The sequence below is a fragment of the Acidisoma sp. genome, from assembly GCF_965199065.1.
Classification (GTDB): domain Bacteria; phylum Pseudomonadota; class Alphaproteobacteria; order Acetobacterales; family Acetobacteraceae; genus Acidisoma.
The window spans coordinates 1,064,141-1,082,167 of the sequence record NZ_CBDAQN010000001.1 but is presented as its reverse complement, the minus strand read 5'-3'; the positions used below and the strand labels follow the sequence as shown (position 1 = coordinate 1,082,167).

General features: G+C 67.2%; 16 protein-coding genes. 6 read left to right on the top strand and 10 right to left on the bottom strand.

Annotated features, from left to right (window positions below; genetic code table 11):
- The first annotated feature begins 108 nt into the window (after window positions 1–108).
- Window positions 109–1,056 (top strand): prohibitin family protein, encoded by a 948-nt coding sequence (locus tag ACOEQ1_RS05060; protein ID WP_419758125.1) that lies wholly within the window; start codon window positions 109–111, stop codon window positions 1,054–1,056.
- Between the two features lie 12 nt (window positions 1,057–1,068).
- Here ACOEQ1_RS05060 and ACOEQ1_RS05055 read toward each other — a convergent pair whose 3' ends face one another.
- Window positions 1,069–1,755 carry a glutathione S-transferase gene (locus tag ACOEQ1_RS05055; protein WP_419758124.1) on the bottom strand — a complete coding sequence of 229 codons (687 nt, stop codon included), beginning with the start codon at window positions 1,753–1,755 and terminating at the stop codon, window positions 1,069–1,071.
- Window positions 1,756–1,933: 178 nt separating this feature from the next.
- Between ACOEQ1_RS05055 and ACOEQ1_RS05050 the strand changes: the two genes are divergently transcribed.
- From ACOEQ1_RS05050 to ACOEQ1_RS05040, 3 genes are read left to right on the top strand one after another with little or no spacing between them, the layout of a single operon-like run.
- Window positions 1,934–2,419, top strand: a complete 486-nt coding sequence (locus ACOEQ1_RS05050) for a MarR family winged helix-turn-helix transcriptional regulator (protein WP_419758123.1) — start codon at window positions 1,934–1,936, stop codon at window positions 2,417–2,419.
- Complete coding sequence (locus ACOEQ1_RS05045; RefSeq protein WP_419758122.1) at window positions 2,420–3,568, top strand: HlyD family secretion protein; 1,149 nt, start codon at window positions 2,420–2,422, stop codon at window positions 3,566–3,568.
- A gap of 21 nt (window positions 3,569–3,589) precedes the next feature.
- Window positions 3,590–5,161: a DHA2 family efflux MFS transporter permease subunit gene (locus tag ACOEQ1_RS05040; protein WP_419758121.1), complete on the top strand. Its 1,572-nt coding sequence runs from the start codon at window positions 3,590–3,592 to the stop codon at window positions 5,159–5,161.
- 70 nt (window positions 5,162–5,231) lie between these two features.
- Here ACOEQ1_RS05040 and ACOEQ1_RS05035 read toward each other — a convergent pair whose 3' ends face one another.
- The 5 genes from ACOEQ1_RS05035 to ACOEQ1_RS05015 all read right to left on the bottom strand — a co-directional run bounded on the left by ACOEQ1_RS05035 (window position 5,232) and on the right by ACOEQ1_RS05015 (window position 10,325).
- Window positions 5,232–5,576, bottom strand: a complete 345-nt coding sequence (locus ACOEQ1_RS05035; protein WP_419758120.1) for a DUF86 domain-containing protein — start codon at window positions 5,574–5,576, stop codon at window positions 5,232–5,234.
- Window positions 5,566–5,862 (bottom strand): nucleotidyltransferase family protein, encoded by a 297-nt coding sequence (locus tag ACOEQ1_RS05030; RefSeq protein WP_419758119.1) that lies wholly within the window; start codon window positions 5,860–5,862, stop codon window positions 5,566–5,568. The genes ACOEQ1_RS05035 and ACOEQ1_RS05030 overlap by 11 nt, the downstream gene beginning before the upstream one ends.
- Before the next feature lie 54 nt (window positions 5,863–5,916).
- Window positions 5,917–7,137, bottom strand: a complete 1,221-nt coding sequence (locus ACOEQ1_RS05025) for an MFS transporter (RefSeq protein ID WP_419758118.1) — start codon at window positions 7,135–7,137, stop codon at window positions 5,917–5,919.
- Window positions 7,138–7,143: 6 nt separating this feature from the next.
- Window positions 7,144–7,917 (bottom strand): ferredoxin--NADP reductase, encoded by a 774-nt coding sequence (locus ACOEQ1_RS05020; RefSeq protein WP_419758117.1) that lies wholly within the window; start codon window positions 7,915–7,917, stop codon window positions 7,144–7,146.
- A gap of 80 nt (window positions 7,918–7,997) precedes the next feature.
- Window positions 7,998–10,325 (bottom strand): D-tagatose-bisphosphate aldolase, class II, non-catalytic subunit, encoded by a 2,328-nt coding sequence (locus ACOEQ1_RS05015; RefSeq protein ID WP_419758116.1) that lies wholly within the window; start codon window positions 10,323–10,325, stop codon window positions 7,998–8,000.
- A gap of 102 nt (window positions 10,326–10,427) precedes the next feature.
- Here ACOEQ1_RS05015 and msrA point away from each other — a divergent pair, with 102 nt between their 5' ends.
- The gene (gene msrA, locus ACOEQ1_RS05010) at window positions 10,428–10,973 is read left to right on the top strand and encodes a peptide-methionine (S)-S-oxide reductase MsrA (protein ID WP_419758115.1); all 546 of its coding nucleotides are present in this window, start codon (window positions 10,428–10,430) and stop codon (window positions 10,971–10,973) included.
- A 129-nt stretch (window positions 10,974–11,102) separates the two neighbouring features.
- Complete coding sequence (locus ACOEQ1_RS05005) at window positions 11,103–11,327, top strand: hypothetical protein (protein WP_419758114.1); 225 nt, start codon at window positions 11,103–11,105, stop codon at window positions 11,325–11,327.
- Between the two features lie 21 nt (window positions 11,328–11,348).
- Here the strand turns inward: ACOEQ1_RS05005 and ACOEQ1_RS05000 are convergent, their stop codons facing one another.
- The 4 genes from ACOEQ1_RS05000 to ACOEQ1_RS04985 are packed head-to-tail and all read right to left on the bottom strand — an operon-like array spanning window position 11,349 to window position 18,017.
- Window positions 11,349–12,869: an ATP-binding protein gene (locus tag ACOEQ1_RS05000; protein ID WP_419758113.1), complete on the bottom strand. Its 1,521-nt coding sequence runs from the start codon at window positions 12,867–12,869 to the stop codon at window positions 11,349–11,351.
- Window positions 12,866–14,722, bottom strand: coding sequence for a response regulator (locus ACOEQ1_RS04995; RefSeq protein ID WP_419758112.1), 1,857 nt, complete (start codon window positions 14,720–14,722; stop codon window positions 12,866–12,868). Before ACOEQ1_RS04995 ends, ACOEQ1_RS05000 begins: the two co-directional genes overlap by 4 nt.
- Complete coding sequence (gene cheB / locus ACOEQ1_RS04990) at window positions 14,719–15,825, bottom strand: chemotaxis-specific protein-glutamate methyltransferase CheB (protein WP_419758111.1); 1,107 nt, start codon at window positions 15,823–15,825, stop codon at window positions 14,719–14,721. Before cheB ends, ACOEQ1_RS04995 begins: the two co-directional genes overlap by 4 nt.
- Window positions 15,822–18,017, bottom strand: a complete 2,196-nt coding sequence (locus ACOEQ1_RS04985) for a response regulator (protein ID WP_419758110.1) — start codon at window positions 18,015–18,017, stop codon at window positions 15,822–15,824. The genes cheB and ACOEQ1_RS04985 overlap by 4 nt, the downstream gene beginning before the upstream one ends.
- Between the last annotated feature and the right edge of the window lie 10 nt (window positions 18,018–18,027).

Sequence of the window (18,027 nt, the reverse complement as noted above, 5' to 3'; positions counted from 1 at the left end):
CTGCCCCGGCGTCCGGTGGGCTCGGGCCGCCACGTGACACGCCGGGCAGCCACTGGTAGACAAGTCACCGAGGCACAGGCTTTTGGCCTGCTTAGCCCGGAGGCTTCCATGTCATCCTCGAACAATTCGCCATTCGGCCTGCTGCCGGGCATGCGCCCGAGCATGCGAGGCAACATGACGCCCACGATCGTGGCCGGCGCCGTCATCCTGGTTTTGCTCCTGATCTGGTTGTTTCGGCCCTTCACCATCGTCGATGGCGGGTATGTCGGCGTGAAGACCTTCTTCGGCGCGCCGGAGCAGGACGTGCTCGGCTCCGGGTTTCACTTCGTGGTGCCGGTCGCCGAGGCCGTGTTCGAGGTCTCGACGCAGCCGCAGCTGGCCTCCACGACGGAGACGGCCTCGACCCAGGACCAGCAGAACGTCTCGACCGGCGTTTCCGTCAACTTCACCATCAACCCCGCCGAGGCGGTGAACTTCTGGAAGAACTACCGCGACATCCCGACGCTCACGCAGACCATCATCGCGCCGATCGTCTCCAACGACACCAAGGCGGTGACCGCCGACTACACGGCGCAGGAGCTGATCACCCGGCGCGAGCAGGTGCGCCAGGAGATCGAGCAGGACGTCCGCGCCGACCTTGCACAATACAAGGTGGCGGTCGTTACTGGAGTGAACATCACCAACTTCTCCTATTCCGACGCCTACGATCAGGCGATCGACGCCAAGCAGGTGGCGCAGCAGACGGCGCTGGAGGAGCAGTACAAGCTGCAACAGGTGCAGATTTCGGCGCAGCAGCAGGTGGCGCAGGCGGACGCGCAGGCCTCGGCCGCCGTGGACATCGCCCAGGGCCAGGCAAAGGCGACCATTCTGCAGGCGCAGGCGGACGCGCAGGCCTACAAGCTCAAGCAGCAGGCTCTGACGCCGGACATCCTGACGCTGTCGGCGATCCAGAAGTGGGACGGGCAGCTGCCGCACTACATGGCGGGGTCGACGGCCATGCCGTTCCTGCAGCTCGGCGGGTCCGGGAGCGCGGGCGCGCCACCCGCCGGAAAGTAGCGCCTGGGACGATCAGGCCGTCGAGGCCGGATGGTCCTGCCGAAGCCCCTCGTATTTCCTCAGCCGCCAGCTTTCGGGTTCCTCGGCGGCGGCGCGATACCAGGCGTCGACCTGGGCGTGTGCCCTCACTGCCCGGCAGTATTCGAGGGTCGCCTCGCTCAGCGGCGGCGCATAGGTCAGGAACCGCGCCACCACAGGCGCGAACATGATGTCGGCGCCGGTGAAGCGCTCCCCGAACAGGTAGGGCCCCTCCTCGCCGAACTCCGACCGCGCCTCGGCCCAGATCGCCTCGATCCGCGCCACGTCCGCCAGAGCCCCCGGTGTCTGGCCAAGGCCCGCATAGTCGTCCCGGCCAAGGTTCATCGGCATCGCCTGCCGCAAGTCGCGGAACCCGGCATGCATCTCGCCCGCGATCGCGCGGGCCATCGCACGCGGCCTGCGCTTCTTCGGCCACAGCGTCTGGTCGAACTCGGCGCAGTATTCGATGATCGCCAGGCTCTCCCAGATGCGGGCGCCGTTGTGTTCCAGGTAGGGCACGAGCCCGCTCGGGGTCTGCTCCTTCACGGCCGATGTCGCCGTCTCGGCCAACGGGATCACCACCTCGGTCACGTCGAGCCCGGCGAGCGCCACTGGCAGCCATCCGCGCATTGACCAGGAGGAATACCGGCGCGTGCCGATGAAAATCCGACCGTCACTCATGGAATAACCCCACTTGTTGCCGCCAGCTGTCGGGGGACATCCACCATCGGCGGGCCCGCGCCGCAAGGGGGCGGAGCGCATACCGATCCCCCGCCAGGGCGGCTCATACCAGACAGCATGTTACATCTGTCACAATCGTATCTATGCGGATGATAACGGGCGTTATAGTTACGTTGGTATGACAGCACTGCCGCCAGAGGACGACCTTCTCCTTCTCATCGGCGACACGGCCAGGCTCATCGGCACCTATGCGGATCGCGTTGCGCGGCGCCACGGAATGACGAAGGCGCAATGGGTGCTGCTGCTGAAGCTCTCCCGCCACCCTGGGCTATCTCAGAAGGACCTCGCCGAGTTGATGGAGGTCGAGCCGATCACGGTCGGCAGGCTGGTCGACCGCCTGGAAGCACGTGGGCTCGTCGCCCGCGATGCCGACGGGCACGACCGGCGGGTCTGGCGGTTGCGCCTCACCCCTGATGCCGGGCCGCTGCTGGAGGTTCTGGCGGGTCATCGGGCCGACATCGCGGAGATGATCGTGACCGGCATCGGGCATCCCACTGTCCAGACGATGCAGAAGGGCCTGATGCAGGTGAAGGCGAACGTCGTGGGCGCTCTCAAGGGCGCCGAGGCGCCGAATGACGACACCAAACTAGCGGTAGCTCAATAGATGAACCAGATTTCCACCCGCGACCGCACGACGGCCGATGCGGGCCAGACCGCCGCGCCCGACAAGCTCTCCCCCGGTGCATCCCAGGCGGACACGCCTGCCGCTCGCGCGCCGGCCAAGCGGCGCGGCAACTATATCCGGCCAATCCTCATGCTCGGCGGCATCGCGGTCGTCATCATCGGCACAGGCTATATCTGGATCACCGGCGGCCGCATGGTCTCGACCGACGACAGCTACGTCGAAGCCGCAGAGGTCAACGCAACTACCGACGTCTCCGGCATCGTCTCCCACGTGCTGGTGCATGAGGGTGAGAGCGTGAAGGCCGGGCAAACCCTGTTCGAACTCGGCCAGCACCGCTACCAGATCGGTCTGGACGGCGCGAAGGCGAAGCTCGCGGAGACGGCGCTGACCCTCGCCTCGATGCGGGAAGACTACCAGCGCATGCTCAAGGTCGCCGACACGGCCGCCGCCCAGGTCGCGGAGGATCAGGCGGATTTCGACCGCTATGCCTCCATCATCAAAAGCGGCGGCGTGACGCGCGCGGAATACGACGACGCGAAATACAAGCTGCAGGCGGACCAGGCCAATCTCGGTGCCTTGCAGGAGCAGGCAAAGACGCAGCTCGCCAAGCTCGGCGACGATCCCAGCAAGCCGGTCGACCAATACCCGCAGTATCAGAGCGCCGAGGCAGACGTTGCCGAGGCGCAGCGCCAGCTTGACCACACGACGGTTCGCGCATCCTTCGACGGCATCGTGACGAATGTGGAGCAGCTGCAGCGCGGCCAGTTCCTGACGGCCGCCTCCCCGGCCTTCGGGATCGTCTCCACCGACGATGTCTGGGTCACGGCGCAGTTCAAGGAGACCCAGCTCACCTACATGCGCGTGGGACAGAAGGTGACGATCGGCGTCGACGCCTACCCCGCCGACAAGTGGACGGGTGTGGTTCAGAGCATCGCCCCTGCCTCGGGCTCGCAGTTTTCGCTGCTGCCGGCCGAGAACTCCTCCGGCAACTGGGTGAAGGTCGTGCAGCGCATTCCGGTGCGGATCCGGCTCACCGGTGGACCGAAGGACGTGCGTCTGGCCGCCGGCATGAGCGCCGAGGTGTCGGTCGACACCGGCCACAAGCGCCACTTCTCCGATCTTTTCTAACTTCTGAACGACGAGCAAGCGATGTCCGCCGCCGCCGCGCCGATGCCGGTCCCGCTGCACGAGCGCATCACGCCGGCGACGCGAACCATCATTACCATCTGCGTCATGCTGGCGACGCTCATGCAGGCGCTCGACAGCACCATCGCCAACGTGGCGCTGCCGTATATGCAGGGCACGCTGTCCGCCAACTCCGATCAGATCAGCTGGGTGCTCACCTCCTACGTGGTCGCGGCGGCGATCATGACCGCGCCGGTCGGCTGGATGAGCGCGCGCTTCGGCACCAAGAACGTCCTGCTGGTGAGCCTCGTCGGCTTCACCGTCACGTCGATGATGTGCGGCGTTGCCGGCAGCATCGGCGAAATGGTCATTTTCCGGTTCCTGCAGGGGGTTTTCGGCGCGGCCCTGGTGCCTCTGTCGCAATCGACGCTGCTGAACATCTATCCGGTCGAGAAGCGCGGCGGAGCGATGGCGGTCTGGGGCATGGGCGTGATGCTCGGCCCCATCCTGGGTCCGACGCTCGGCGGCTACCTCACGGATATCTACAACTGGCGCTACGTGTTCTTCGTCAACCTGCCCTTCGGCATCGCGGCAACCCTCGGCATCATCCTCTTCATGCGGGAGGATGGCGACAAGAAGGTGCCCTCGTTCGACTGGACCGGTTTCGGCATTCTCGCGGTCGCGCTGGCAGGGCTGCAGCTGGCGCTCGACCGTGGCGAGACGAAGGACTGGTTCGGCTCCGACGAGGTCATCACAGAGGCGATCCTGGCGGCGCTCGGCTTCTACCTGTTCACCGTCCACATGCTGACGTCGAGCAAGCCGCTGCTGCCGAAGGGCATCTTCACCGACCGCAACATGCTCAGCGCGATCCTGATGATGTTCCTGGTCGGGCTGGTGCTGCTATCGAGTTCCGCGCTCATGGCGCCCTACCTTCAGAACCTCTCCGGATACTCGGTGCGGTCGGCGGGGCTCGAGATGGCTCCGCGCGGTTTCGGCACGATGGCGGCGATGATGATCTGCGGGCGCATCGGCACCCGGATCGACGTGCGGTTGCAGATGCTGGTCGGCATCGCGCTGTTGCTGGCGTCGCTCTACTGGATGACGCTGTGGACGCCGGATGTGTCGAGTAGCTGGATCATCACGGTGATCGTCGTTCAGGGTGCGGGCATCGGCCTCGTGTTCATGCCGTTGCAGCTCATTGCCTTCGCAACGCTGAACCCGGCGCTGCGGGGTGACGGCGCCGCGGCGATGAGCCTCACGCGCAACATCGGGATGGCGATCGGCACGTCGGTAACCTCGGCCATCGTCACGCAGATGACGCAGTATGAGCACGCGGTGCTGAGCTATTTCGTGACGCCCTTTCAGCATGTGTTCACCTCGGGGGCGATGGCGCTGGTCGATCCGCGCACGGCGCAGGGTGCGGTGACGATGAACGAGATGGTCAATCGCCAGGCGAGCATCATCGGCTACGGCGACGCCTTCAAGGCGCTGATGATCAGTTCGGTGCCGTGCCTGTTTTTGTTGTTCCTGATGCGCAAGCCGAAGGTTCAGCCGAAGAAGCCGGATCCGTCCGAGGCGCATGTCGCGATGGACTGAGTTGAAGGGGTGCTGAACGTAGCCCCTTCCGGGACCGCATTCGTCTTCGAATGATGCGAGGGCGCCCGCGTCAGGACGCTATTTCTCTTTCTACTACGAGGCGCAGCATCGGCAGATCATGCGTCAAGGTTCGCCAGACCAGCCGGGCGGCCACGGCTTCGTAATCGTGACGGTAGATGTTTCCAGCGGCCGCCACCTCGCGCCATGGGATTTCGGGGTTACGGATCTTCAGGTCGTCCGGCAGTCGCCGTGAGGCCTCCGAGATCACTTCAAGGCAGCGGATGACAGCATAAAGGCGCAACGTGTCAGTCCCGAACTCCTGATACGTCAGGTGCCCTGCGAAATCTTGGGCCAGAATGATGTTATACAGGATGTCGCCGAGCCATCGGCGTGAAGCGTGACCGTCAGAAGGCATAGACGGCATCGGTGGCGGCGGCCGGTCGTATGGCAGGTTTCAGGCTCTCGCGAGCGACTACATCCACCGGACCATCGAACAAGCCAACGATATAAGTCTTCAGGCCGGCATATTCCCAAACTCCGATCGGGGCGTCAGGGTCCAGGTCGATCATGATATCCGTATCGCTGTCGGGCCGGTTGTCACCACGTGCGCGGGAGCCGAAGACAGCGACATGAAGAACACCCCGCGCACGCAGCGCAGGCTCATGGCTCCTTAGCTCATCGATGATCCGCGAAAGCTCCATCCCGTGAGTTTAGCGGTTAGGGCTATCGAACCACAATCTTGATTGTCGTCTTGTTCAACGCCCCGTTGTGGCCAGTGGCGGGATGTGGCTCAGCCGCCGGGACAGGAACAACCCGATCAGGATCAGCGTGCCGGTCATCAGCGTCACGCCGGTCCAGCCGTAGTGCTGCATGAAGACCCCGCCCGTGGTCCCGACGACGCTCGACCCAAGGTAATAGAAGAACAGATAAAGAGACGACGCCTGCGCCTTCGCGTGACGCGCCCGCGCGCTCACCCAGCCGCTGGCGATCGAGTGCGCGCCGAAGAAGCCGAACGTCACGACGACGACGCCGAGGATGATGAGGATCACGCTTCGCGTCTCCGTCAGCGCGGTTCCTGCCAGCATGATCAGGAAGCCGACCCAGAGGACATGCCGCCGCCCCAGGCGGTTGCCGAGGTTGCCCATCCAGGCCGAACTAAAAATACCCACGAGATAGGCCGAGAAGATCAGGCCGACCTCCGCCTGATTGAGGTCGAAGGGCGGCGCCAGCAGCCGGTAGCCCAAGTAGTTGTAGATCGCGACGAAGCCGCCCATCAGCAGGAAGCCCTCGGCGAACAGCATCAGCAAGGCACTGTCGCGGAGGTGCCCCACGAAGGCGCTCGTCAGCGTCTCCAGCGAGAAGCTCCGCGATCTGAAGTTCCGTGACGGCGGCAGGATGCGCCAGAAGATGAGGTTGCCGACCGTCGACGCCACCCCGATGACCAGTAGTGCGACCCGCCACCCCGTATGGTCCGCCAGCACGCCGATGAGGAGGCGCCCCGACATGCCGCCGAGCGCGTTGCCGCCGATATAGAGGCCCATCGAGAGCCCTGTATGCCGCGGGTCGATCTCTTCGGCGACATAGGCCATGGCAACCGCAGGCAGCCCGCTCAGCGTCACGCCCATCAGCGCGCGGAGCACCAGGAACTGCCACCATTGCGGAACCAGCGCCGAGAGGATCATCAGCACCGAGGACGCCAGCACCGAGACGACCATCACAGGCTTGCGCCCGACGCTCTCGGACACGGTGCTCGCCATCAGCATGCACACAGCCATGAGGCCCGTGGTCAGCGAGAGCGAAAGGCTGGCGCCGGCGGCGGTGACGTGAAACTGCCGGGAGAACACCGGCAGCAGCGGCTGGATGGAGTAGAGCAGCGCGAAGGTGGAGAAGCCCGCCGTCCCCAGAGCTAACGTCGTCCGCCTGAACGCCGGCGTTCCCCGCTCGATCGGCGCGACGATGCTCGCGGGGCCCGACACCGGCCGCTACTTTTCCACGAAGGCTTTCTCGACGACGAATTCCGCGGGTGTCGTGTGGCTGCCCTCGGTGAATCCCTCCGCGCGCAACCATGCCGTCATGTCGGTGAGCATCTCGGGACTGCCGCAGAGCATGAAGCGGTCATCGGCGCGGCCGATGGCCGGCAGCCCAAGCTCCGACGCGATGGTGCCCTGGCCGATGAGGTCGGTCAGCCGCCCCCGGTTGCGGAAAGGCTCGCGCGTGACCGTCGGGTAATACAGCAGCTTCCCGCGCACGACGTCGCCGATCAGTTCATCGTTCGGCAGTTGGGTCTCGATGTAGTCGGCATAGGCAAGTTCGGCGACCTGCCGCACGCCATGCACCAGCACCACGCGCTCGAACCGCTCGTAGATATCGGGATCCTTGATGATCGCCATGAACGGCGCGAGGCCTGTCCCGGTGCCGAGCAGATAGAGCGTCTTGCCCGGCAGCAGGCTGTCCGCCACCAACGTGCCGACGGGCTTGCGGCCCACCAGGATGGTGTCGCCCTCCTGGATGTTTTGCAGGCGAGAGGTCAGCGGGCCGTCCGGCACCTTGATGCTGAGGAACTCCAGCCCCTCCTCGTAGTTGGCGCTCGCGAGGCTGTAGGCGCGCATCAGCGGCCGGCCATCGACTTCCAGTCCGATCATGGTGAACTGGCCGTTGAGGAAACGGAACGCCGGGTCGCGGGTGGTTTGGAAGCTGAACAGCCGATCCGTCCAATGATGAACCTTGGTCACCGTCTCGGTATTGAACGCCGACATCCGCACGAGCCTCTTAAATTAACCCCAGCCCAGATAAGACGAGGCCGCCGCGCTCGCCAGCACATTATGCTGCAGTGCAGCTATGGGTGTCCGGAGGAAGGCCTGCAGGCAGCCGCGTAGGGACGCAGCACGTCCCTCACCGCCTCCACCGCCAGCACCCGCGCGTCGCCTGGCAAGGTGCCTGCCGCCACGCGCTCGTATAACCGTGGCAGGAACTGGCTGATGAGCGGCGGCGGGATGACCACGCCCTCGAGCCGGTCGAAGAGCCGGTCCACCGCTGTCACGGCCTCGGGCTCGGGCCAGTAGTAACGGATGCGGTCGCTGTAGCTGTAGTGCCGCAGAACACGCAGCACCGCGAAGTCGCCGTGGTAATGGCTGCGCCAGTGCTCCGGGTTGAGCAGCATCACCCGCTCCATGACGGCCGGAAGCGGCTCCGCATCCGGGTCGATCTCGGGCACCAGCACCGCCGCGATCCCGTCGAGTGCGTAGAACGCCTCCCTCAGCGCGAAGGTCAGCGCCGGCCCGACCTTCAGGATCGGAAACCCGTCCCGCACCAGGGCCGCGAGCGCCGCCGGCGTCTGGTAATCGGTCGCGTGGGCTTCGAACACGAGCCCCGGGAGACCGTGCAGCGCCCCGGAGAGCGAGGCTGCCGCCTCGCTGTCATAGCGCGTCACGGTCTCGTTGCCGTGTTCCACGCCGGGCTGCACGACGAGCGCCACAACGCGGTCCAGCACGCGGCCCAGCCCATTGGACATAAAGATATGCTTATGGATGCTGTAGGTCGCCAGCGGCGCGTCCGGCGCGGTCGCGACAGTCTCCGGCGTGGCTTCGAGTGCTCCGCCGGGCGTCGGGACCTCCGTGCCGATGATGTAGTAGGGGCGCGTTCCGGCACGGGCGGCGGCCCGCTCGGCGATCGCCGCGAGCCTTGCCGCGCGCTCGGCGGTGAGCTGGTCGGCGAGCGCCACCGGCTCGCCGGCGCAGCCCATGCTGGTGTCGAGGTGGAGCTTGAGGAACCCAGCCTGGACGTAGGCCTCCACCATCGCCTCGGCCTCGGCCATCGCCGCCTCGGACGGCAGCGACTTCCAGGGGTTGGGACCGAGGTGGTCGCCCCCCAGGATGATCCGGCTCGTCGGCACGCCGACATCGCGGGCGATGCCGTGGACGAAGTCGCGAAAGCCCGCCGGCGTCATGCCCGTATAGCCGCCGTGCTGGTTCACCTGGTTGCAGGTCGCCTCGATGAGGGCGGTGGTGCCGTCCTCCTTCGCCTGCAGCAGCGCGGCCTCGATGACCAGGGGATGGGCGGAACAGACGGAGGTGATGCCGAACGGCCGCCCGGCCCCGCGTGCCTGTGCCAGTTCCGCCAGAATGCCGGCGCCATGCGCGGGCGGCTGGGCGACGCCCGGCACGATGCCGCGCCGCTGAGAGACGATGAGCGCGTCGAGCTCGGCAAAGGTCGCGGTGCCCTCCATCGGGCCGCGGCGCGTCACGGCGAGTGCGCCCGAGGCCGCCGCATAGCGCAGGCACTCGGAGACGCTGCGCCCCTGCAGGCGGCAGGTGATGAAGGTGGCGCTGAAGCAGTCGCCCGCGCCGGTCGGATCGACCTCGGTCACGGTGAACGCCGGCTGGCGCCGGTTCTCCCGCCCGTCGTGGTAGCTCGCCCCGTCGGCTCCGTGCTTGACCACGATGGCGGCGACACCGAGGCTCAGAATCTCGGCGATGGCCCCGCCCTCCGATTTCGATTCCGTCAGCAGGGTGAGTTCGGCGCCGCTCGGCAGGTAGATGTCGCAATGCGCCAGCATATAAGTGAGCGCTTCACGCATCCCGGGCGCCGCCAGGATTTCGCGGCGGATGTTGGGGTCGAAGGAGACGGTGCCGCCCTGCGCCTTCACGATCCCGATGGCGGTTTTCGTCTCCTCGACGATCCGCTCGGAGGCGAGCGAGGAGCCCATGACGTGCAGGTGGCTGCTGCGGCGTAACAATGCGTGGGCTGCTTCGGTCAGGCGCGTCTGGCCGCAGGCGCTGTGCCGGATGTTGTAGACGAAGTCGCGGTCGCCGTCGGGGCGGTAACGGACGAAGGCGCTGCCGGTCGCCTGGCCGGGATCGAGTTCGACCGCGCTCACGTCGACCCCGTCGGCGCGCAGACGTTCGATATTGACGGCCGCGAAATCGTCGCCGCCGACGCAGCTTACGATTCCGGCAGGGAAGCCGAGCTTGCCGACCTGGTCGATGAAGATGGCGGGGGCGCCGCTGGGGAAGGGTCCGACGAGGCTGATCGGCTCCCGGAAGCCATGGCCGGGCTCCGTCGCCATGATCTCGACGAGGATTTCGCCGATGGTGACGATCCCATTCGGCGCTCCTCCGCTCGGCCCGCCCCCGCTCGGTGCGGCCGTGCCGTCTCCGAATGCCATCCCTGCGCTCCCCATGCTACGCTTCCAGTTTCCGGGCCTTCTCAGTCCAAACCCGGATGCCGATATGCCTTCACGCACATTTGGTCAAAATGGGAGACAGATATGACGACGGCAACGGCGGTTCTCGGCGGCGGCTGCTTTTGGTGCACGGAAGCGGTGTTTCTGGAGTTGGACGGCGTGTTGGGCGTCAAGTCCGGATATGCGGGCGGCACGGTGGTGAACCCGACCTACGAGCAGGTTTGCACGGGACGCACCGGCCACTCCGAGGTCATCCGGATCACCTATGATCCCGCAGTGATCTCCTACGCCGATCTGCTGCGGGTGTTTTTCGCGACCCACGATCCGACGACGCTGAACCGTCAGGGCAACGACGTGGGGACGCAGTACCGGTCGTCGATCTTCCCGGAGACGGAGGAGCAGACGCGTATTGCCCGCGAGGTCATGGCCGAGATCGAGGGGCGCGGCATCTGGGGCCGTCCGCTGGTGACGACGATCGAGCCGCTGACGGTGTTCTATCCCGCCGAGACCTATCACGACGACTACTACGCACGGAACCCCAACGCCGGCTATTGCCGCGTGATCGTGGCGCCGAAGGTCGCCAAGGTGCGGAAGGAGTTCACCGATCGTCTGCGGCGGAAGACGGCCTGAGCTCGTCCTCGGGACAGGACGGTGAATGTCGGATTTCTCCGGCGGAAAGTGTTCATCCCGCGAATTTGTATTGTTCGGGAATTACCTGCTGAGCAAACTCTTGTTCAATAAAAACGACCGGAGCGTCCAATGCGATTTCGAACGATCATCATGGCGGCCCTGCTGCTCTCGGCATCGGCAGCTTTTAGCGGCAGCTTCGCCCAGAGCAGCGCCGTCAGCGAAAAATCCTTCGACTGGATTTTCTTCGCCATCGTGGGGATCCCGTTCGTCATTGCCCTTGTGGGCCTGCTCAAGCCCGATATCCTGGAGCCGCTGATCCGCGAGTTTCCGTGGGACGAGCGCCGCAAGCGCTAAACTGTGGCGGGCTGAGCCGGCCTAATGCCCTTCCGCGAGCGTTCCGGCTTCGGAAGGGCGTTCCTCCCGGGCGCGGGGCAGCACGATTTCCACCAACGTGCCGCCGCCCGTGGGGCACACCACCCGCGCCACGCCCCCGGCCTGTTGCGCCAAGCCATAGACCATCGAAAGCCCGAGGCCGGTGCCTTTTCCCACCGGCTTGGTCGTGAAAAACGGTTCGAACACACGCGCAATAACCTCCGGCGACATCCCCGGCCCGGTGTCGCGGACGGCGACCGACACGTAGTCGCCTGGCGTCAGGTCACCGGCCTCCGCCGGGCCCACCACCAGATTGCGTGTCAGCAGCGTCAGGCACCCCTCGCCCTCCATCGCGTCCCGCGCGTTGATGCAGAGGTTCAGCAGAGCCAGCTCCAGCTGATCCGGGTCGACATGCGCCGGCCATAGACCCTCCGCCAGTTCCTCCCGCACCTCGATCCGCGTCCCGATGCTGCGCAGGATGAGGTCCTGCACCTCATGGATCAGCTCGTTGGCCTTGACCGACCGCAAGGCGAGGTCGCGCTGCCGGCTGAAGGTCAGCAGCCGCTGGGTGAGCGTCGTGCCCCGCTCGGCCGCCATCGTCGCGTTCTCCAGCAGCCGTTGGAGGCGCGCATCGTTTTCATTGCGCCGCACTGCCAGTTCCAGGCTGCCGAGGATCGCCGTCAGCAGATTGTTGAAGTCATGCGCGACGCCGCCCGCCATGGTCCCAAGCGCCTGCATCTTCTCCGCCTGATGCAGCCTGTTCTCCATCAGCCGCCGGTCGGTCACGTCATGTTCGAGCACGGCAAGGTAGGCCGGCCGTCCATCCGGTCCGGCGATCGGCACGCGGTTCACCTGCATCGACCGGGGCGCCGTCGTGCCGCCGCGTTCCTCGAGCCGCTCCACCGCCCGCCCAAGGGCCATCGCTTCCGCATCCGCCTCGGTGATGCGGGCGGCGTCCTCCGGGGAGGCGGCAAGTTCCTGCTCCAGATGGCCGAGACAGGCTTCCGCCGCACGGCCGAGCGCCGCCGCCTTGGCCGCATTCAGTCGTACGAACCTGCCCGCCGCATCCTTGAAGGACAGCGCATTCTGGCTGCCGTCCATGAGCCCGCGCAGCAAGGCCTGCTCCTGCCGCAGGGCGCGCCGCAGTTCGCATTGTTCGTGAGCGTTGGCGACCATGCTCATCAGCAGTGCCGGCTCCCACGGCTTCTGCGCGTAGGCCGAGATGCGCCCGTGGTTGATCGCGTCCACCACGGCGCCGAGGTCGGCATAGCCCGTCAGCAAAATCGTCTGCGCGTCCGAGATTTCGCGGGCCCGCGTCAGCATCACGTCGCCCGTCATCTCCGGCATCCGCTGGTCCGAGACGATGACCGAGATCGAGGGCTCGTCGGCGAGGATTTCCAGCGCCGTCACCGGCGACACGGCGCTCCAGACATCGAACTCATCCTCCAGCTGATCACGGAGGGCGGTCAGGATTTCGGGCTCGTCATCGACAATCAGGATCGTGCCGCGCATCCCCGTCTTCATGCTCCTTGCATCAGCTCTCGCGCAAAAGCCCGCGGCGCGGGCCCCGGCCGCTCGCCCCCGGACAGCGCACCCGGGTCCTGCGTCAGCGGCACGGAGATCCTGAAGGACGCGCCGCCCAGCGCCGAACGCCCGACGGTGATCGCACCCTTATGGGCCTGAACAACCGTATAGGCGATTGCGAGGCCAAGGCCAGTGCCCGATCCGATCGGCTTGGTCGTGAAGAAGGGCTCGAACACCCGCTCCTGCAGGTTCTCGGGGATACCGGCGCCGGAATCCTCGATCACGATGAGATAGACGTTGCCGTCGGCGGTCGCGGTGATCTCGATCTGGCCCGGCCCTTCGATCGCATCGGCCGCATTGCTGACGATGTTCATCACCACCTGGTTGAGCAGCGCCGGCGAACACCAGAGGGCGGGCGGCCCTTCGTAATGACGACCGATCGTGATCCGGTCGCCGAGCTTCGGGCTGAGCAGGGTCAAGACAGTGTCGATCGATTCGAAGATGTCCACGAGTTGGAACCCACCCTCGTCCATGCGCGAAAATCGCCGCAGGTTGAGCACGAGGTCCTGAATGCGGCGGAGGCCGGCCCCCATCGCCGTCGCGCGGTCCTGAGCCTTGGCGATGAAGCCGCGCGCCGCTTCGTCCGGAACAGCCTCGGGCCCGATCTTGCCGAGAAGCCGCTGCACCGTCGCCTGATGTGCCAGGATGAACGCGAGCGGATTGTTGATCTCGTGTGCGATCCCCGCCACCAGCTCGCCGAGCGAGGCCATTTTGGCCGCCTGCACGAGCTTCGCCTGGGTCTCGATCAGCTTGGCGTTGGCGGCCTCCAGCCCGGCGTTGGCCTGCGTGAGCGCCTCCGCCATCCGCGCCCGTTCGAGAGTGATCGCGCGGTCCTGCCGGTCGGCCTCGGCCTGCTGCATCTCATCCTGCAGCAGCTTGCGGCGGACGATGGCCCGCATGCGAACCCGCAGCACGCCGTCGTCGAGCAGGGCGGGGATGAATTCGTCGAGCCCGGCATCGAAGGCGCGCGACAGCAGCTCCTTCGAGACATCGCCCTTCCGCTCGATCCCGACGAGCAGGAACGGCGCGGCCGGCTGAGGCGCGGCCGGCTGAGGCGCCGCCGGCTGAGGCGCGGCCGGCTGAGGCGCGGCCGGCTGAGGCGCAGCTGGACGCGCGCCCTTGTCGGCCACGGTCTGCGGCGCCCGGAGGGCATCCAACGCGCGACAGACCGCGACGCTATCGAAAGTCTGGGCCTGCAACGAGACCAGCACGCAGTCGACCGTGCTCGGACCATCGCTCATGCAATGCAGCGCGCCATCGAGATCCGATGCCAGGGAAACCAGATAGCCGTCCCGGACCAGTGCCGCCTCATGGCGCGCCCTCGCCCCTGCATCGTCATCGATGATGAGGAACCGGGTGCGGCGGAAATGCGCGGTGTCGGGAGGCGGCTCTCCCGCGCCCGGTGGCCGCTGCCGAAGCAGCGCCCGGATGCGGAGGATCATCAGGTCGGGGTCCGCCGCCTTCGAAAGATAGGCGTCCGCGCCGCTCTCCAGCCCCTCCCGTTCAGTCTCGATCTCCGCCGCCTCGGTCAGCATGAGCAACGGGATGGAGCGCGTCCGGCTGTTCAGCCGGATCTGGCGCGACAACTCGCCGCCGTTCATCCCCGGCAGATGGTAATCGGCGATCACAAGGTCCGGCAGGCGGAGGTTGAGGTGGTCGAGCGCCGCCTCTGCCGAGGCCGCCCGCTCGACCTGAAAGCCGCGGCTCTCGAGCATGCGGCGGATCATGATCGCCTGGGTTTCGGAATCCTCGACCACGAGCAGGTTCGGCGTCCGCACATCCGCCTCCGTCACCAATGTTCGCCCTCCGGGGCCGTCGCGTGGAGGATCGCGGGGGCGATCCTGTCCAGCGGCAACGCAAGCCCCGATGCGCCGAGCTTCACGGCGCTTGCCGGCATTCCATAGACCACGGCCGTGCTCTCATCCTCGGTAATCGTCATCGCGCCCGCCTGCCGCATGGCGAGCATGCCCTCGGCCCCGTCCTCGCCCATTCCGGTGAGTAGCACGCCGAGGCCGCGCGGACCGAGAGCGCGGGCCATCGACTGAAACAGGATGGTGCCCGAAGGACGCTGGTTGTGCACCGGCGCCTCCCGGCTGAGACGCAAGCGGCCGTCCGCCGCCACGCTCATGTGCTGGTCGCCCGGCGCGACATGGACCTGCCCGGCGAGCGGCGTCTGGCCATGGGTCGCGATGCCGACAGGCAGCCGGACGAGGCCATCGAGCCACTCGGCGAAGCCGGTCATGAAGGCCGCCCCCATGTGCTGCACGACAAGGATGGGCAGGGGGAAATCGAGCGGCAGGCCGCCCAGCACGCGGGCCAGGGCGGCGGGACCGCCGGTCGAGGCAACGATTGCCGCCATCGCCGGCCTGAGCCGCCGCCGCTCTTCGCCCAAGGATGGTTCGGCCATCATCCCTGGCCGGTTCACGTCGCGCTGCCTTATCACCGGCACCTGGCTCATGATGTAGAGCTGCGTGCGGATGGTGTCGGCGATCACGGCATGGTCGGCATGGGCGAAGCCGGCGGGCTTCTCGACCACCGACAGCGCCCCCGACCGCAGCGCGTTCATCGAGATGTGCAGCGAGCGATCCTCGACCGCGTCGGCGATCACCACGATCGGCGTCGGGTAGCGGGACATGATGATGCGGGTCGCTTCCAGCCCGTCGATGCCCGGAAGCCGGATATCCATGGAGATCACATCCGGGCGGAGAAGCGGGATGGCCTCGATCGCCGCCTCGCCAGAGGGCACGGCGCCGCACACCTCCAGGCGGGGGTCGGCGGCGATGATGAACCCCAGGAGGTTGCGGATGACGGGGCTGTCTTCCACCACCATCACCCGCACGCGCCCGGTTTCCTGTGGCAGGTTTTCCTGTGGGCGCAGCGCGCGACGGGCCTTCACAGCAGACGCCCGATAACTCCCAGCAGATCCTGCTGGTCGAAGGTCTGCTTGGCGATGTAGGCGGCGGCGCCGAGATCGAGGCCGCGCCGGACATCGGCCGCCGCCTCCCGCGAGGTCATGATGATCACCGGGATCAGCGAGAGCACCGGGTCGCCCTTCATGGCCTCCAGCAGCGCGAACCCGTCCATGCGCGGCATCTCGATATCGGCGAGGACCATGTCGATCGTATCCCGTCCCTGGCCCCGATGGATCTGCAGCATTTCCAGCGCCTCCAACCCGTCAGCCGCCGTGATGACCCGGTATCCATGTGCTTCAAGAATGCTCTTCTCCAAGGTCCGGCTCGTGATGGAATCGTCCGCCACCAGGATTGTGCGCGGCTCGGCCGTATCCCCGGCTGTACCGTCGGGAGGTGCAATATCGGGCAGAGCCGGGCCGGACGACATCTCGCCGCTCCAGCCGCCCCGATGAGCCCAGCGGGCGACGAGGCCGTCGGGCGATAGCAGCGGGGCCGGCGTCTCGCTCCCGATCATGACGAAGCCGGCGACGAGATCGGTATCGAGACCGACGATCTCGGCGCTGTGGGAGAGAAACCGGCGGACGTCCTGAAAGCGGTCGACGGCCAGCGCCAGCGCCTGCCCGCCAGCGCCACCGCGCATCACGGCGAGTTTGACGTGGCCGTCGTGCACCGGGAGACCGGTGACCGCCCCACCCTGCCCCATGGCGAGCAGTTCCCCCAGCACGGCCACGGGCGCGGTGTGCGCCGAGGCGCCCCCGGCTGAGGCGCCCCCCTGTGTCCGCACGCACATCCGGCCGCCGAGCGGCTCGATCGCGGACACGGGAACGCGCAGCAGTCGTTGCACGGCGGCGCTCGGCAACGCCACCACGTCCTCGCCGAAGGCCAGCAGGACGGCGGTCTGCCGGGCGATCGAGAGCGGCACCGTGATTTCGGCGGCAGCGCCGCCGCCTGAAGCCATGCTCATGCGCGCGCTGCCCTCCAGCGCGCGGGCGGCCTCGGCCACGATCGACAGCCCCATGCCGCGCCCGGAGAGCTGGCCGACATCGGCGCGGGTGGAGAAGCCCGGCTCGAACACGAGCGCGAACAGCTGTTCGGGCGTCGCCCCCCGGGCCGCGGCGGCGGCAAGCAGCCCGCGGCTCACCGCCCGGCTGCGGATCGCCGCGATATCGGGGCCGGGACCGTCATCCGTGACGGTGACGGTCAGACGGCCCCCGCCGCTGCGGAGTGTCAGCGCGATCCGCATCGCCGGCGGCCGGCCGCGCGCACGCCGGCGGTCGGCATGCTCGCCGCCATGGCTCACGGCGTTCCGCAGCAGTTGCAGCACCGGGTCCTTCAGCGCCTGCAGAACGCGCCGGTCCGCCTGCAGTCCGAGGCCGGTGAAATCCGGCTCGACCTCGACGCCCTCGTCGCGCGCAAGCTCGCGCAGCATTCGCGCCATGGGTCCGAAGACCGTTTCGGCCGGCACCAGGCTGAAGCGGTCGACATCCTCCCGCAGCCGCCGCAGCGCCTCGTCCAGTGCCCAGGATGTTTCGCGCAGGTCGTGGCGGAGCAAGGCAGCGTCGCGCATCGACGCACCCAGTTCGCGGGCGACCTCGGCGAGCGGCCCCGGCGCATTGTCGCGGTGCAGCAAGGGCTCCAGCGCGCGGCGGGCGCGGCGCGCGGCCTGCTCGATCCCGTGCACCCGCGCGGACAACCCGTCCTGGCGCTCCACGGCCTGGGCGAGCCGGGTCGTGGCGATCACCAGATCCGTCACCTGCCCGGCCTCGACGCGCATATAGCCGGTCGTGGGCTCGTCCGCCGTCAGGGCGGCCGCCGCGCCGGTGCCGCTGATGGCGGCCTCGATGGCCGTCTCGATCCCGTCGAGCCCGGCTTCCAGGCTGGCGATCCGGTCGCGGCCGAGGCCCGAGCCCGCCTCGATGATGCCCGCCATCTGCGCTTCGAGTCCGTGCGCCAGAGCTTCGACCGACGGCAGATCGACGGCACGGGCGGCTCCCTTGAGCGAGTGGAGGCGGCGGAAGATGTCGCGAAGGTCGGCGGCCTCGCCGCGACGCGCCGCTGCGAGCCCGCTCCGCACCGAGGCGAGGTGGTCGCGATACTCGGCATCGAAGGCAGTCAGCAGCTCCTGCCGGAGGTCCTGCAACGGTCCGGGCAGCGGGTCCGCCATAGGATCAGGCATCGGAGGCACC

Coding starts and splice junctions, on each gene's coding strand:
- ACOEQ1_RS05060 (WP_419758125.1), top strand. CDS start 109: ATGTCATCCTCGAACAATTCGCCATTCGGCCTGCTGCCGGGCATGCGC.
- ACOEQ1_RS05055 (WP_419758124.1), bottom strand. CDS start 1,755: ATGAGTGACGGTCGGATTTTCATCGGCACGCGCCGGTATTCCTCCTGG.
- ACOEQ1_RS05050 (WP_419758123.1), top strand. CDS start 1,934: ATGACAGCACTGCCGCCAGAGGACGACCTTCTCCTTCTCATCGGCGAC.
- ACOEQ1_RS05045 (WP_419758122.1), top strand. CDS start 2,420: ATGAACCAGATTTCCACCCGCGACCGCACGACGGCCGATGCGGGCCAG.
- ACOEQ1_RS05040 (WP_419758121.1), top strand. CDS start 3,590: ATGTCCGCCGCCGCCGCGCCGATGCCGGTCCCGCTGCACGAGCGCATC.
- ACOEQ1_RS05035 (WP_419758120.1), bottom strand. CDS start 5,576: ATGCCTTCTGACGGTCACGCTTCACGCCGATGGCTCGGCGACATCCTG.
- ACOEQ1_RS05030 (WP_419758119.1), bottom strand. CDS start 5,862: ATGGAGCTTTCGCGGATCATCGATGAGCTAAGGAGCCATGAGCCTGCG.
- ACOEQ1_RS05020 (WP_419758117.1), bottom strand. CDS start 7,917: ATGTCGGCGTTCAATACCGAGACGGTGACCAAGGTTCATCATTGGACG.
- ACOEQ1_RS05015 (WP_419758116.1), bottom strand. CDS start 10,325: ATGGCATTCGGAGACGGCACGGCCGCACCGAGCGGGGGCGGGCCGAGC.
- msrA (WP_419758115.1), top strand. CDS start 10,428: ATGACGACGGCAACGGCGGTTCTCGGCGGCGGCTGCTTTTGGTGCACG.
- ACOEQ1_RS05005 (WP_419758114.1), top strand. CDS start 11,103: ATGCGATTTCGAACGATCATCATGGCGGCCCTGCTGCTCTCGGCATCG.
- ACOEQ1_RS05000 (WP_419758113.1), bottom strand. CDS start 12,869: ATGAAGACGGGGATGCGCGGCACGATCCTGATTGTCGATGACGAGCCC.
- ACOEQ1_RS04985 (WP_419758110.1), bottom strand. CDS start 18,017: ATGCCTGATCCTATGGCGGACCCGCTGCCCGGACCGTTGCAGGACCTC.